The sequence below is a fragment of the Aeromicrobium sp. REDSEA-S38_B2 genome, from assembly GCF_001628525.1.
In the GTDB taxonomy this organism is placed as follows: domain Bacteria; phylum Actinomycetota; class Actinomycetes; order Propionibacteriales; family Nocardioidaceae; genus Aeromicrobium; species Aeromicrobium erythreum.
Genome location: NZ_LUNH01000004.1, coordinates 44,717 through 59,391, shown reverse-complemented (window position 1 = coordinate 59,391; position 14,675 = coordinate 44,717). Strand labels below are relative to the sequence as shown.

Below are 14,675 nucleotides of genomic sequence, written 5' to 3'. Positions count from 1 at the left end.
AGGCTGTCGACCCCGTGGGCACCTGGCCGCTTCGCCCCGACCCCGAGGTCGTGCACGGCTTCGACCCGCCGGCGACCCCGTGGGGAGCAGGGCACCGAGGGGTCGACCTGGTCGGGAGCACCGGTCAGGTGGTGCGGGCAGCCCTCCCCGGCACCGTCTCGTACGCCGCTGGGCTGGCCGGCCGCGGCGTGGTGGTCGTCTCCCACGGCACGACCCGGACCACCTACGAGCCGGTGCAGCCCGAGGTCTCCGTGGGCGACCCGGTCGGCGCCGGCGACCGGCTCGGCACGCTGCAGGCGGCGCCGTCGCACTGCGTCCCCCGGACCTGCCTGCACTGGGGCTGGATCGACTCCTCCTCGGGGGACTACCTGGACCCGCTGCGACTGGTCGGGGTCGGCCCGGTCCGACTGCTGCCGTTCCTGTCCGGGGACGCGGCCGCCGACGTGCCACCGGACGGGTTCCCCGCCCGACCCGTCGGATTCGCGCTCGACCCGCGACTCGGCGTACTCTGACGGACGCAATCCTCAGGGATTGACTTCGCACGTCCGCAGACCACGACGTCCCACCTCTCCGGCGGGGCGACCACCCGTGGGCGCCGACTCCCGGTCCCGGTCCGCCGGGTGGGGTCACGCGTGGGCGTCAGGGCGAGCCGACACCCGTCGGTGAGCAACCAACTGGAAACCAACCGGGGTCGCAGCCGGTGCGTCCTCATCCGCCGCCCGGCGGATGCGCAAGGACGTGCGGACGCCTGCGCCCCCATACAGGAGAAGAACACTCATGGCAGTCGTGACCATGCGCCAGCTCCTCGAGAGCGGCGTCCACTTCGGACACCAGACCCGTCGCTGGAACCCGAAGATGAAGCGCTTCATCTTCACCGAGCGCAACGGCATCTACATCATCGACCTGCAGCAGTCGCTGGCCTACATCGACGCCGGCTACGAGTTCGTCAAGAACACCGTCGCCCGCGGCGGCACGATCCTCTTCGTCGGCACGAAGCGCCAGGCGCAGGAGCCGATCGAGGAGCAGGCCAAGCGCGTCGGCATGCCCTACGTGAACCAGCGCTGGCTGGGCGGCATGCTCACCAACTTCCAGACGATGCACCAGCGCCTCCAGCGCATGAAGGAGCTCGAGGAGATCGACTTCGACGACGTGGCCGGCTCCGGCCGCACGAAGAAGGAGCTCCTCCAGATGCGTCGCGAGTACGACAAGCTCAACCGCACCCTCGGTGGTGTGCGCGACATGGGCCGCACGCCGTCCGCGGTGTGGATCGTCGACACCAAGAAGGAGCACCTCGCCGTCGACGAGGCCAAGAAGCTGAACATCCCGATCGTCGCGATCCTCGACACCAACTGCGACCCCGACGACGTCACCTACCCGATCCCGGGCAACGACGACGCCATCCGCTCGGTCAGCGTCCTGACGCGCGTCGTCGCCGACGCCGTCGCCGAGGGCCTGCTGCAGCGCGGCGGCGCCAAGACGGGCGCCGAGGAGGCCGGCTCCGAGCTCGGTGGCGGCGAGCCGCTCGCCGAGTGGGAGCGCGAGCTCCTGGAGAAGAAGGACGACGCCCCCGCCGAGGCCCCCGCGGCCGACGCCCCCGCGGCCGAGGCCCCCGCGGCCGAGGCGACCCCCGCGGCCGAGGCGACCGAGCCGGCCGCCGCCGAGAAGTGACGTCGACCCCGTGACACCCGGTCGGGTGCCGGACGACCTCCGGCACCCGACCACCCCCCTTCCACCACCACGACCCAGGGAAGAGACCCTCACATGGCCATTGCTGCCGCAGACGTGAAGAAGCTCCGCGACGCCACCGGCGCGGGCATGATGGACGCCAAGAAGGCCCTCACCGAGGCCGACGGCGACTTCGACAAGGCCGTCGAGATCCTGCGCATCTCCGGTGCCGCGAAGGCCGCCAAGCGCGGCGCCGAGCGCGAGGCCTCCGCCGGTCTCGTGGCCAGCTCCGGCAACGCGATCGTCGAGCTGAACTCCGAGACCGACTTCGTCGCGAAGAACGAGCAGTTCATCGCGCTCGCCGAGCGGCTCGCCGCCGCGGCCGACGCCACGAAGCCCGCCGACGCCGACGCGTTCGCGAAGACGACCCTCGACGACGGCAAGACCGTCGAGGAGACCATCAGCGCCCTCGCCGCCGTCATCGGCGAGAAGATCCAGCTCGGCCGCGTGGCCGCGTTCGACGGCCAGGTCGCCGTCTACCTGCACCGTCGCGCCAGCGACCTGCCGCCCGCCGTCGGCGTCCTCGTCGAGTACACCGGTGACGACCTCGACGCCGCCCGCGGCGCCGCCATGCAGATCGCCGCGATGCGTCCGCGCTACCTCACCCGTGAGGACGTCCCCGCCGACATCGTCGCCAAGGAGCGCGAGATCGCCGAGGCGACGGCCCGCGAGGAGGGCAAGCCCGAGCAGGCGATCGCGAAGATCACCGAGGGTCGCGTCAACGGCTTCTTCAAGGACGTCGTCCTGCTCGACCAGCCGTCGGTCACCGACAACAAGAAGACGGTCAAGGCGGTCCTCGACGGCGCCGGCGTGGACGTCAAGCGCTTCGCGCACATCGAGATCGGCGCCTGATCCACGGAGCCGACCAGCACCACGACAGGAAGGACCGGAGCATCGTGACCCACCACCCGACGCACGGTGACCCGGCCGACCTCAGCACCGCGGACGCCGGGGCCCCAGGCCCCGGCGTCCGCCGCGTGCTGCTCAAGCTGTCCGGCGAGGTGTTCGGCGGCGGCAAGATCGGCATCGACCCCGACGTCGTCAACGGCATCGCCCGCCAGGTCGCCCAGGCGGTCCGCGAGGGCGCGCAGGTGGCGATCGTCGTCGGCGGCGGCAACTTCTTCCGCGGCGCCGAGCTGAGCCAGCGGGGCATGGAGCGTTCGCGGGCCGACTACATCGGCATGCTCGGCACCGTCATGAACAGCCTCGCCCTGCAGGACTTCATCGAGAAGCAGGGCATCGACACCCGCGTGCAGTCGGCCATCACCATGGGCCAGGTCGCGGAGCCCTACATCCCGCGCCGGGCCATGCGGCACCTCGAGAAGGGGCGCGTCGTCATCTTCGGCGCGGGCGCGGGCATGCCCTACTTCAGCACCGACACCGTGGCCGCCCAGCGCGCCCTGGAGATCAAGGCCGACGCGGTGCTCATGAGCAAGAGCGGCGTCGACGGGGTGTACTCCGCCGACCCGCGCACCGACGCCTCCGCGCGCCGCTTCGACGACCTCACCTTCGCGGAGGCCCTGCGCCTCGGCCTGAAGGTCGTCGACGCCGCCGCGTTCGCGCTCTGCATGGAGAACGACCTGCCGATGATCGTCTTCGGCATGGAGGGTGAGGGCAACATCGCCCGGGTGCTCCAGGGTGAGAGGATCGGGACGCTGGTCCACGGCGACGCAGGACCACACATCGGGACGACGACAGGAGACGCACCGTGATCGACCAGACCCTGCGCGAGGCCGGCACCAAGATGGACAAGGCCGTCGAGCACACCCAGGAGGAGTTCGCGGCCATCCGGACCGGTCGCGCCCACCCGGCGATGTTCTCCCAGATCACGGCCGACTACTACGGGACGCCGACGCCCCTGCAGCAGCTGGCCGGCTTCCAGGTGCCCGAGCCGCGCACCGTCATCATCAGCCCGTACGACCAGGGCGCGAAGGGTGCGATCGAGCGGGCCATCCGCGACTCCGACCTCGGCGTGAACCCCTCCGACGACGGCAAGGTGCTGCGGGTGACGCTGCCCGAGCTCACTGAGGAGCGCCGCCGCGAGTACATCAAGCTCGCCCGTTCCAAGGCCGAGGAGGGACGCGTCGCCGTCCGCGGCGTGCGACGCAACGCGAAGCAGACCCTTGACAAGGCCGAGAAGGACTCCGAGATCAGCCAGGACGACAACGTGGGCGCCGAGAAGCGCCTCGACGCCCTGACGAAGCAGCACGTCGACCAGATCGACGAGCTGCTGAAGAACAAGGAAGCGGAGCTCCTTGAGGTCTGAGGAGGCCGCGCCCACCGACGGACCCCTGGGGGAGACCGACCCGGCCGTCGCCCAGCGCAAGAGTCGCGCGGGCCGCAACCTGCCCGCCGCGATCGGCGTGGGCGCCGGTCTCGGCGCGATGGTCGTCGTCTCGCTGTTCCTGTTCAAGGACGTGTTCGTGGCGGTCGTCGTGCTCGCGCTCGGCGTCGGCCTGTGGGAGCTCGCCCGGGCCCTCGGGACCGCCGGCATCAAGGTGCCGTTCCTGCCGGTGCTCACCGGTGGAACGCTGATGCTCGTCGGCGCGTACTACGGCGGCATGGAGACCGCCGCGGTCGCGATGGCGCTGACCGTCATCGGCACGCTCGTGTGGCGACTCTCCGACGGTGCGGACGGGTTCGTCCGTGACGCGAGCGCCGGGGTGTTCTGCCTGTCCTACCTGCACCTCATGGGCGTCTTCGTCATGCTCATGCTGGTCGAGACGGACGGTCCCTGGCGCATCGTGGCCTTCATCGTGGCGACGGTCGCCTCCGACGTCGGCGGCTACGCCGCGGGGGTCTTCCTCGGCAAGCACCCGATGGCCCCGACCATCAGCCCCAAGAAGTCCTGGGAGGGCTTCAGCGGGTCCCTCGTCTTCGGGATCGCGGCCGGCATCGCCACCGTGACCCTCGCCCTCGACGGCGACTGGTGGGTCGGCGTCCTGCTCGGCGTCGCCGGTGTCGTGATGGCGACGCTCGGCGACCTCTCGGAGTCGCTCATCAAGCGCGACCTCGGCATCAAGGACATGGGCGACCTCCTGCCCGGCCACGGCGGCATCATGGACCGGCTCGACTCGCTCATCGCGGTCGCGCCCGTCGCCTGGCTGATCCTGCACTACCTCGTCACCCCGGCCTGAGCGCGGAGGGCGTCGGGCGACGCGGACATCGAGCCGAAACAGGGATGCGGCAGGCTTGGCCCATGTCGATCAAGGTGTCGCTCCGCCATCGCACGACCTACCGGTTCGACCGTCCCGTCGCCCTCGGCCCGCACGTCGTGCGGCTGCGGCCCGCGCCGCACAGCCGGACGCCGATCGACTCCTACGCGCTGCGTGTCTCGCCCGCCGAGCACTTCGTGAACTGGCAGCAGGACCCGTTCGGCAACTGGCAGGCGCGCCTGGTGTTCCCCGACAAGGTCAGCGAGCTCGACGTCGACGTCACGCTCGTGGCCGACCTCATGGTCGTCAACCCGTTCGACTTCTTCGTCGAGGAGTACGCCGAGACCTACCCGTTCAGCTACGAGCCACAGCTCGCGGCCGACCTCGCCCCCTACCTGCGGCCCGTCGACGAGGGCGACGGCCAGGGTCCGGGGCCGGTCGTCCGGGCCTGGCGCGACGCCCTGCCCGAGCCGGCCGACGACGGGGTGCCGCTCGTGCAGTTCCTCGCCGACCTGAACGCCGCCGTCCACCGCGACGTCGCCTACACGGTCCGCATGGAGCCGGGCGTCCAGAGCCCCGACGAGACGCTGACCCGGGCGATCGGCTCGTGCCGAGACAGCGCATGGCTCCTGGTCTCGCTGCTGCGCCAGCACGGTCTCGCCGCGCGGTTCGTGTCGGGCTACCTCGTGCAGCTCGCGCCCGACCCGCTCGTGGCCGCGCAGGCGCTCGACGGGCCTGCCGGTGCGACCGAAGACTTCACCGACCTGCACGCCTGGGCCGAGGTGTACGTGCCGGGGGCCGGCTGGGTGGGACTCGACCCGACGTCGTCGCTGTTCGCGGGGGAGGGGCACATCCCGCTGTCCGCGACGCCGCACCCGTCGTCGGCCGCACCCATCACCGGGGCGCTGGAGCCGGCCGAGGTCGAGTTCTCCTTCCTGAACGAGGTCACCCGCGTGCACGAGGACCCGCGGGTCACCCTGCCGTACACGCAGGAGCAGTGGGACCGCGTCGACGCGCTCGGGCGGGCCGTCGACGCGCGGCTCGACGCGGGCGAGGTGGGCCTGACCATGGGCGGGGAGCCGACGTTCGTCAGCGTCGACGACTCCACGTCGGAGCAGTGGAGCACGGCGGCCGACGGGCCCGAGAAGCGTCTGCTGGCGACGGAGCTCGCCGAGCGGCTGCGCCGGGTCTACGCCGAGGGCGGCGTCGTCCACCGGGGGCAGGGCAAGTGGTACCCCGGCGAGCCGCTCCCGCGCTGGCAGGTCTCGTTGCAGTGGCGTACCGACGGCGAGCCGCTGTGGCACGACGCGTCGCTGCTCTGCGACCCGTGGTCCGACCCGACGCCGGTGCAGCACCACACCGCCGAGCGGCTGGCGCACGAGGTGGCACGCGTGCTCGGCCTGCCCCACGAGCTCGTGCTCCCCGCATGGGAGGACCCCTTCGCCGTCGTGGCGCGCGAGGTCGGCCGGCCCGAGGGGGAGCGGCCCGACGTCGACCGGCCCGACGTCGACCAGGTCGCCCAGCTCGACCAGGCCGAGGAGCGGCCGACCGGCTGGGTGCTGCCGCTCGCGACGGGCGAGCAGTGGCGCAGCCCCGCGTGGCGGTTCCGGCGCGGCCGGCTCGTGCTCGCGCCCGGCGACTCCGCCGTCGGCCTGCGGCTTCCGCTCGACGCGATCGCGTGGTCCGACCCCGAGGCCACGGGCGACCCGTCCTACCTCGAGTCGGGCCCGACCCTGCTCCCCGGCGTGCCCGACGTCGAGGTCTGCGACCCCGAGGGCGCGCCGACGACCGCCCTGGCGTTCGAGGTGCGGCCAGGCGGACCCGACGCGCCGCCCGTGCTGCACGTCTTCCTGCCGCCGACCGAGCGCCTCCAGGACTACGCCGACCTCCTGCACGTCGTGGAGCAGGCCGTGCAGATCGTCGGCACGCCGGTGGTCGTCGAGGGCTACGGCCCGCCACCGGACCCGCGCCTGACCCAGCTCAGCGTCACGCCCGACCCGGGCGTCATCGAGGTGAACGTGCAGCCGACGTCGTCGTGGTCGGAGCTGGTGTCGCTCACCGAGACGCTGTACGACGCGGCACGCCGCACCCGGCTGGGCACCGAGAAGTTCGACCTCGACGGGCTGCACACCGGCACCGGTGGCGGCAACCACCTGACGCTCGGTGGCCGCACGCCCGCCGCGTCGCCGCTGCTGCGCCGACCGGACCTGCTGGTGAGCCTGCTGTCGCACTGGCAGCGCCACCCGTCGCTGTCGTACCTGTTCTCCGGACGCTTCATCGGCCCGACGAGCCAGGCGCCGCGCTTCGACGAGGGCCGCCCCGAGTCGGTCTACGAGATGGAGATCGCGATCGCCGAGGTCCACCGGCTCGTCGCCGAGGCCGAGGAGCAGGGCGAGACCTTCCGGCCCTGGCTCGTGGACCGGGCCCTGCGGCACCTGCTGACCGATCTCACGGGCAACACCCACCGTGCCGAGTTCTGCATCGACAAGCTCTACAGCCCCGACTCCTCGCGCGGGCGCCTCGGGCTGCTCGAGCTGCGCGGCTTCGAGATGCCGCCGCACCCGCAGATGGCGCTGGTGCAGGCTCTGCTCGTGCGCGCCCTCGTGGCCCGGTTCTGGGACGACCCCGCCACCGGACCGCTCGAGCGGTGGGGCACCGCGCTGCACGAGGACTTCCTGCTGCCGCAGGGCGCGGTCCGCGACGTGGACGCCGTCGTCGCCGACCTGCAGGACCACGGGATCGACTTCGAGCGCTCCTGGCTCGACCCGTTCGTGGAGTTCCGCTTCCCCCGCATCGGCGTGACGCAGGTGAGCACGCCGACGGGCCCCGTCGAGCTCGAGCTGCGCAGCGCGATCGAGCCGTGGCACGTCCTGGGGGAGGAGGCGACGGGCTCGGGGACGTCGCGCTACGTCGACTCCTCGATCGAGCGGCTCCAGGTGACCGTCCGTGGCGTCTCGCCCTCGCGGCACCTCGTCACGTGCCAGGGTGTTCCCGTGCCCCTCACCCCGACCGGCGTGCCCGGCGAGTACTACGCCGGCGTGCGCTACCGCGCCTGGCAGCCGTGGTCGGCGCTGCACCCGTCGATCCCGGTGCACTCGCCGCTGCACGTCGAGGTCGTCGACACCGTCGTCGCCCAGTCGCTCGGCGGCTGCACCTACCACGTCGTGCACCCGGGCGGTCGGGCCTACGACCACCCGCCGGTCAACGCGCAGGAGGCGGAGGCGCGCCGCTCGAGCCGCTTCGTGCCGCACCCCGCGTCGACCGGACCGGTCGACGTCGGCGCGCTGGTCGAGGCCGGCCGGCGCGCGCACAGCACCGACTACCCCCACACGCTCGACCTGCGACGGGTACCTCCGACCGGGCGGCCCGCCGCGCCATGACCGTCCTGCGCGACTACGCGTCGGAGGTCGGTCAGCCGACCCTCGACGCCGCTCCCGCCCGCTACGACGAGGTGGTCGACGCCGACGGCTCGTTGCGGCCGGCCTGGCGGACGCTCGCCGCCAGCGCGCTGGAGATCACCGACGTGCAGCTGCGTCGCGTGCAGCGCGACATCGGGCGGTTCCTGGGCGACGACGGCGTCACGTACCGACGTCCGGGGGAGCCCGGGTCACGGTGGCGGCTCGACCCGCTGCCGCTCGTGCTCAGCGCGCAGGACTGGGCACCCCTGGAGGTCGGCCTCGCCCAGCGCGCCGAGCTGCTGAACGCACTGCTCGCCGACCTGCACGGACCGCGCAGCGTCCTCGCGCAGGGCGTCGTCCCGCCGGCCGTGGTCTACGCCCACCAGGGCTACCTGCGCGTGGCGGCCCGGCCGGGCACCGTCGACGACCGCCCGCTCCTGCTCACCGCCACCGACGTCGCCCGCACGCCAGCCGGCGACTGGGTCGTCGTCGCCGACCGGACGCAGGCGCCGTCCGGGCTGGGGTACGCCATGGAGAACCGGCACGTGATCTCGCGCGTGCTGCCACAGATGTACCGCGACGCCGGCCTGCACCAGGTGGGGCCGTTCCTGCAGGCCGTGCGGTCGACCCTCATGCAGGCCGCGCCCGAGCACGTCGACGACCCGCGCGTCGTCGTGCTCACCCCCGGGTCGGCGTCGGAGACCGCGTTCGACCAGGCGCACCTCGCGTCCAGCCTGGGCTTCCCGCTCGTGCAGGGCAGCGACCTGGTGGTGCGCTCGGGCGCGGTGTGGATGCGGGTCTTCGGCCGTCTGGAACGTGTCGACGTGATCCTGCGGCGCGTCGACGCACCGTGGTGCGACCCGCTGGAGCTGCGCGGCGACTCCCAGCTCGGCGTCCCGGGTCTGCTCGAGGCGGTGCGGCGCGGGAGCGTGCGGATCGTGAACGGCCTGGGCTCCGGCGTCCTGGAGAACCCTGCGCTGCTCCCGTACATGGCCGGCCTGTGCGAGCACCTCCTCGACGAGCCGCTGCGGCTGCCGTCGGTCCCGACCTCCTGGCTCGGCGACCCCGACGCGCTCGCCCTCGCCCGTGAGCGGTGGGACGACCTCGCCGTCCGGTCCATCGACCGGTCGGTCGACGTCGACCGCCTCGGCCCGGCGGAGCTGCTCGCCCGCGTGCAGGCCGAGCCGCACCGCTTCGCCGCCCAGGAGCTGCCGGCCTGGTCGCAGGCGCCGCGCCTCGCGGGTGGTGCCGTGCGCCCCCAGTCGGTGGCGCTGCGGACGTTCACGCTGCGGTACGGGTCGTCGTACCGGCCGATGCTGGGCGGGCTCGCGTCGGTGCTCGACGGTGCGCGGTCGGTGTCCAGCAAGGACGTGTGGGTGCTGAAGGACGCGCCCGACCAGCCCGACCAGGGACTGGCCGAGGTGCTCGCGGTGACGTCGTCGAGCAGCGTCACGCCGCTGGTGCCGCGCGTGCTCGAGGACCTCTTCTGGTTCGGCCGCTACGCCGAGCGCGCGGAGGACACGCTGCGTCTCGTGCTCGTCGCCCACGCCCTCGCGGAGGACTTCCGGGCGCGTCCCTACAGCGCCGGCGGCGTGGCCCTGCGGGTGCTGCGCGGCGCGCTGCTGCACCAGGTGCCCGGACCGTACGACGCCGGCGACGGGGAGAGCGTCGACGCCGACCTGCGCTCCGTCCTGCTCGACGTCGAGCGGTCGGCCTCGGTGGCCCACTCCTTCGCCGCGCTGCGGGGAGCCGCCGAGGGCGTGCGCGACCAGCTGTCGGTCGACGTGTTCCGCGCGTTCGGGGCCACGGAGCGCGCGGCCGCGCTGCTCGACGCCAACGATCACAGCCTCCAGGTCACGGAGAGCGCCGAGCGCATGCTGACCGGGCTGCTCGCGCTGCACGGGGCGACGGCCAGCATGGTGCACGACGAGGGGTGGGAGACGCTCGAGGCCGGACGCGCCCTCGAGCGCTGCCTGCAGGTCGTCGCCCTCCTGCGCCGCACCGTCACGGTCCGACGCGGCATCGACGTCGACCGGCACCTGCACCAGGGCGTGCTGACCGCCACCGAGAGCGCCATCACCCACCGACGCCGGTACCGCGGGTTCGTCCGCGTCACCAGCCTCGTCGAGCTGCTCCTCGCCGACCCGGCCAACCCGCGCTCGCTGCGCTTCAACCTCGAGACGCTGCGACGCCACGTCGCCGCCTTGCCCGCGTCGACGGGCGCCAGCCGGCCCGAGCGGCTCCTGGACGACCTCGTCGACGAGGTCGACCGCACCCACGTCGCCGAGCTCGTGCCGATCGAGGGCGAGTCGCGGCCCAACCTCGAGCGGCACCTGGACAGCCTGACCATCCACCTCCTGCGGGTCGCCGAGGCGTTCGCGGGCACGCACCTGGCCACGGCTCCCGCGCCCCGTGCGTTCGGCCTCTCCGGACGGGGGACCCGATGAGGCTCGACGTCACCCACCGCACCACCTACACCTACGACGACGACGTGACCGGCAGCTACGGCATCGCGTACCTGACACCGCGCGACCTGCCGTGGCAGCGCGTGGTGGCCCACGAGGTCGACGTCCATCCCGAGCCCCTCGACCGCTCGACCGACGTCGACCACTACGGCAACACCGCCATGTACTTCCAGCTCGACACGCCGCACCGCACGCTCGACGTCGTGGCGCACAGCGTGGTGGAGGTCGACGAGCCCGTGCTGGACCCGGTCGCGCTGGGCGTGCCCTGGGAGCAGGCGCGTCCCTCGGCCCGGCCCGACGTGCCCGACGCCTGGAGCGCGCTCGACCTCGCCCTCGCCTCCCCGTCGGTCGACCAGCCGGAGGCCGCGCACGCCTACGCGGCGGAGTCGTTGACGCCGGGGCGGCCGCTGGGCGAGGCGGTGCTGGAGGTGATGCACCGCGTGCACGCCGACTTCGCGTACGAGCAGGGCGCGACGACGGTGACGTCGACGATCGCCGACGTCCTCGAGGCGCGTGCCGGGGTGTGCCAGGACTTCGCCCAGCTCACGCTCTCCTGCCTGCGCTCGCACGGCCTCGCCGTCCGGTACGTGAGCGGCTACCTCGCCACCGAGCCGCCACCCGGCAAGGAGCGCGTCGTCGGTGCCGACGCGACCCACGCGTGGGCGGCCGTCTGGGTCCCGGGAGCCGGCTGGCTCGCCCTCGACCCGACCAACGACCAGCCCGCGAACGAGAGGTACGTGACAGTCGCGTGGGGTCGCGAGTACTCCGACGTGCCCCCCTTGAAGGGTGTGATCTTCACCGAGGCGAAGACGTCGACGCTCGCCGTCGCGGTCGACGTCGTGCCGGTCTGAGACGTCCCTCCCGGATGGGGATGCGCAGCCGCCGGAGCGGGGCAAGGATGGTCACGTGAAGGCCTTCTCCTGCCGCGTGTGCGGCAACGCCCTGTACTTCGAGAACTCCCTGTGCGTCTCCTGCGGGACGGCGCTCGGGTACTCCCGCAACGAGCACGAGATCGTGCCCGTCGACGAGGACGGTCGCTACGTCGACCGGGAGGGTCTGGTCTGGCACGTGTGCGCGAACCTGAACCTCTCCGGCTGCACCTGGCTGGCCACCGTCGAGGGCGGCCAGTGCTTCAGCTGCGACCTGACGCGCACGCGTCCGGCCGACGACGACCTCGAGGGACTGTCGCAGTACCCGGTGGCCGAGTCGGCCAAGCGCCGGCTCGTCGTGGAGCTCGACGCGCGCGGCCTGCCGATCACCACGCGCGACGAGGACCCCGAGCAGGGACTGTGCTTCGACATGCTGTCGAGCGTGGAGGAGAACGTCGTCATCGGTCACGCCGACGGCGTCATCACGATCGACCTCGCGGAGGGCGACGACGCGCACCGCGTGAAGGTTCAGTCCGAGCTCGACGAGCCCTACCGCACGATGCTGGGCCACCTGCGCCACGAGGTCGGCCACTACTTCGAGTCCGTGCTCGTGCGCGGCGAGGAGCGCATGGACGCGTGCCGGGAGCTGTTCGGCGACGAGTCGAAGGACTACCAGGCCGAGATCGACCGGCACTACAGCGAGGGCCCGCCGGAGGACTGGCAGGAGTCCTACATCAGCACCTACGCGACGATGCACCCGTTCGAGGACTTCGCGGAGACCTTCGCGCACTGGATGCACATCAGCGACACCGTCGAGACCGCGCGCGCCTACGGCCTGACCACGGTCGACCCGAGTGCCTTCACCCTGTTCAGCGACCTCGTCACGGGCGTCTGGATCCCGCTGTCCACGGCGCTCAACCAGATCAACCGGGCGATGGGGTCCGACGACCTCTACCCGTTCGTCATCCCGCCGCCGGTGCTCGACAAGCTCGACTTCGTCGCCGCCCTGGCGCGCGACCCGCACCCCGTCCCGGCGTGAGCCGACCCGGCCCGACCCGCGCGTTTCGACAGCGCTGGGGTCGGGCTGGGAGGATGGTGCGGTGAGCGAGCCCATCAAGACCCTGCCGCTCGTCCTCGAGCCCCCGCGCGGTCGCGGGAAGCCTCCGCGTCACCTCGCGGACTTCTCCGCCGACGAGCGCAAGGCCGCGGCCGAGGAGCTCGGCCTGCCCGCCTTCCGGGTGAAGCAGGTCGCGCACCACTACTTCGCGCGCCTGCAGCGCGACCCGGAGGCCATGACCGACCTCCCGGCGGCGCAGCGCGACGCCATCGCGCAGGCCCTGCTGCCGCCGCTGCTGTCGACCGTCAAGGTGCAGGAGGCCGACCAGGGGACGACCCTCAAGACGCTGTGGCGCCTGTTCGACGGCGCGCTCGTGGAGTCGGTGCTGATGCGCTACTCCGAGCGCGCGACGGTGTGCGTGTCGAGCCAGGCCGGCTGCGGCATGGCCTGCCCGTTCTGCGCGACCGGCCAGGGCGGCCTGCAGCGCAACATGAGCACGGCCGAGATCGTCGACCAGGTCGTCGACGCGGCTGCCGCGATGGCGCACGGGCGGGTCGCCGGCGGCCCGGGCCGGCTCTCCAACGTCGTGTTCATGGGCATGGGCGAGCCGCTCGCCAACTACAAGGCGGTCGTGGGTGCCGTGCGTCGCATGACCTCGCCCGCGCCCGACGGGCTCGGCATGTCGGCGCGCAACATCACCGTCAGCACGGTCGGGCTCGCGCCGCGCATGCGCCAGCTGGCCGACGAGGGCGTGCCGGTCACGCTCGCGCTGTCGCTGCACGCCCCCGACGACGAGCTGCGCGACGAGCTGGTCCCCATCAACACGCGGCACAGCGTCGAGGAGGCCGTCTCGGCGGCGAAGCACTTCTTCGACGTCACCGGCCGACGCGTCTCGATCGAGTACGCGATGATGCGCGACATCAACGACCAGGCCTGGCGCGCCGACCTGCTGGCCGAGCTGCTGCTCGCGCACGGCGAGGGTCGCGGCTGGGTGCACGTGAACCTCATCCCGCTCAACGAGGTCCCCGGCTCGCGCTTCACCCGCTCCCGCGACGAGGACATGGACGAGTTCGTCCGCCGCCTCGTCTCGCGTGGCATCAGCACGACGATCCGGGACACCCGCGGCGACGAGATCGACGCCGCCTGCGGCCAGCTCGCCGCGTCCGACGCGTGAGCCGACCCGCGCTGCTCGCGACCGACCTCGACGGCACCCTCCTGCGTAGCGACGGCACCCTGTCGGACCGCACGCGTGCCGCCGTCGCGGCGGCCGAGGAGTCCGGCGTGGAGGTCGTGTTCGTGACCGCCAGGCCGCCTCGGTGGCTCGACGAGCTCGCCGACGCGGTCGGGGGTCACGGCGTGGCGCTCTGCGGCAACGGTGCGTTCGTGCTCGACGTCGCCCGTCGCGAGGTCGTGGAGTCGCACCCGTTCGCGCCGGCCGACCTGCGGGTCCTGCTGGCCGACCTGCGGGCGGCCGTGCCGGGCATCGGCTTCGCCGTCGAGTGCGCGGACGGCATGCGCCGCGACGAGCACTTCCTCGACGCGCACCGCGACGACGCCGTGGGCCACGACCTCGAGGCCGTCGGTGCCGGCAAGCTGCTGGCCCGTGCCCCCGACGTCGAGCAGGAGGCGTTCCTGACGCGGGTGTCCGAGGTGGTGGGCGACCGCGCCGAGCTGGGCTTCTCCGGCGCCGTCGGCCTGGCCGAGCTGACGCCGCGCGGCGTCACGAAGGCGTCGGGGCTGCAGACGTGGTGCACCGAGCGCGGCATCGCGGCCCGCGACGTGTGGGCCTGTGGCGACATGTCCAACGACCTGCCGATGCTCGCCTGGGCCGGTCGCGCGCTCGCCGTGGCCAACGCCCATCCCGACGTCCTCGCCGCGGCCGACGAGGTGATCGGCTCGAACGACGACGACGACGACGGCGTCGCGCAGGTGCTGGAGCGGTTGACGGCGCCCTGACCGGACCCGTCTTCGGGCCGGAGGGTGGTGTCGGAGGTCGCCCCTAGGTT

Annotated in this window: 12 protein-coding genes; all 12 read left to right on the top strand. The window is 72.8% G+C overall.

Annotated elements, in window-relative coordinates:
• A partial coding sequence (locus A6Q81_RS00910; RefSeq protein WP_286689199.1) for a peptidoglycan DD-metalloendopeptidase family protein occupies nt 1-512 on the top strand: 512 nt, incomplete at its 5' end.
• A 265-nt stretch (nt 513-777) separates the two neighbouring features.
• Nucleotides 778-1,668 carry a 30S ribosomal protein S2 gene (gene rpsB, locus A6Q81_RS00905; RefSeq protein WP_286689198.1) on the top strand — a complete coding sequence of 297 codons (891 nt, stop codon included), beginning with the start codon at nt 778-780 and terminating at the stop codon, nt 1,666-1,668.
• Nucleotides 1,669-1,761: 93 nt separating this feature from the next.
• Nucleotides 1,762-2,577 (top strand): translation elongation factor Ts, encoded by an 816-nt coding sequence (tsf, locus tag A6Q81_RS00900; protein ID WP_067856651.1) that lies wholly within the window; start codon nt 1,762-1,764, stop codon nt 2,575-2,577.
• Nucleotides 2,578-2,702: 125 nt separating this feature from the next.
• Nucleotides 2,703-3,437 carry a UMP kinase gene (pyrH, locus tag A6Q81_RS00895; RefSeq protein ID WP_286689204.1) on the top strand — a complete coding sequence of 245 codons (735 nt, stop codon included), beginning with the start codon at nt 2,703-2,705 and terminating at the stop codon, nt 3,435-3,437.
• Nucleotides 3,437-3,991 carry a ribosome recycling factor gene (gene frr, locus A6Q81_RS00890; protein WP_286689203.1) on the top strand — a complete coding sequence of 185 codons (555 nt, stop codon included), beginning with the start codon at nt 3,437-3,439 and terminating at the stop codon, nt 3,989-3,991. Before pyrH ends, frr begins: the two co-directional genes overlap by 1 nt.
• Nucleotides 3,981-4,862: a phosphatidate cytidylyltransferase gene (locus tag A6Q81_RS00885; protein WP_286689197.1), complete on the top strand. Its 882-nt coding sequence runs from the start codon at nt 3,981-3,983 to the stop codon at nt 4,860-4,862. The genes frr and A6Q81_RS00885 overlap by 11 nt, the downstream gene beginning before the upstream one ends.
• 62 nt (nt 4,863-4,924) lie before the next feature.
• Nucleotides 4,925-8,260 (top strand): transglutaminase family protein, encoded by a 3,336-nt coding sequence (locus tag A6Q81_RS00880; RefSeq protein ID WP_286689196.1) that lies wholly within the window; start codon nt 4,925-4,927, stop codon nt 8,258-8,260.
• A complete protein-coding gene (locus A6Q81_RS00875; RefSeq protein ID WP_286689195.1) occupies nt 8,257-10,725 on the top strand; it encodes a circularly permuted type 2 ATP-grasp protein in 2,469 nt (822 codons plus the stop codon). Before A6Q81_RS00880 ends, A6Q81_RS00875 begins: the two co-directional genes overlap by 4 nt.
• On the top strand, nt 10,722-11,594 hold the full coding sequence (locus A6Q81_RS00870; RefSeq protein ID WP_286689194.1) for a transglutaminase family protein: 873 nt from the start codon (nt 10,722-10,724) through the stop codon (nt 11,592-11,594). Before A6Q81_RS00875 ends, A6Q81_RS00870 begins: the two co-directional genes overlap by 4 nt.
• Nucleotides 11,595-11,649: 55 nt before the next feature.
• Nucleotides 11,650-12,651 (top strand): zinc-binding metallopeptidase family protein, encoded by a 1,002-nt coding sequence (locus A6Q81_RS00865; RefSeq protein WP_286689193.1) that lies wholly within the window; start codon nt 11,650-11,652, stop codon nt 12,649-12,651.
• 61 nt (nt 12,652-12,712) lie between these two features.
• The gene (gene rlmN / locus A6Q81_RS00860) at nt 12,713-13,843 is read left to right on the top strand and encodes a dual-specificity RNA methyltransferase RlmN (RefSeq protein WP_067856672.1); all 1,131 of its coding nucleotides are present in this window, start codon (nt 12,713-12,715) and stop codon (nt 13,841-13,843) included.
• Nucleotides 13,840-14,625, top strand: a complete 786-nt coding sequence (locus tag A6Q81_RS00855; RefSeq protein ID WP_286689192.1) for an HAD family hydrolase — start codon at nt 13,840-13,842, stop codon at nt 14,623-14,625. Before rlmN ends, A6Q81_RS00855 begins: the two co-directional genes overlap by 4 nt.
• Nucleotides 14,626-14,675 lie beyond the last annotated feature (50 nt).

Excerpts from the sequence above, each read along its gene's own strand:
- A6Q81_RS00875 (WP_286689195.1), top strand. The coding sequence starts at position 8,257 with ATGACCGTCCTGCGCGACTACGCGTCGGAGGTCGGTCAGCCGACCCTC.
- tsf (WP_067856651.1), top strand. The coding sequence starts at position 1,762 with ATGGCCATTGCTGCCGCAGACGTGAAGAAGCTCCGCGACGCCACCGGC.
- A6Q81_RS00870 (WP_286689194.1), top strand. The coding sequence starts at position 10,722 with ATGAGGCTCGACGTCACCCACCGCACCACCTACACCTACGACGACGAC.
- rpsB (WP_286689198.1), top strand. The coding sequence starts at position 778 with ATGGCAGTCGTGACCATGCGCCAGCTCCTCGAGAGCGGCGTCCACTTC.
- A6Q81_RS00880 (WP_286689196.1), top strand. The coding sequence starts at position 4,925 with ATGTCGATCAAGGTGTCGCTCCGCCATCGCACGACCTACCGGTTCGAC.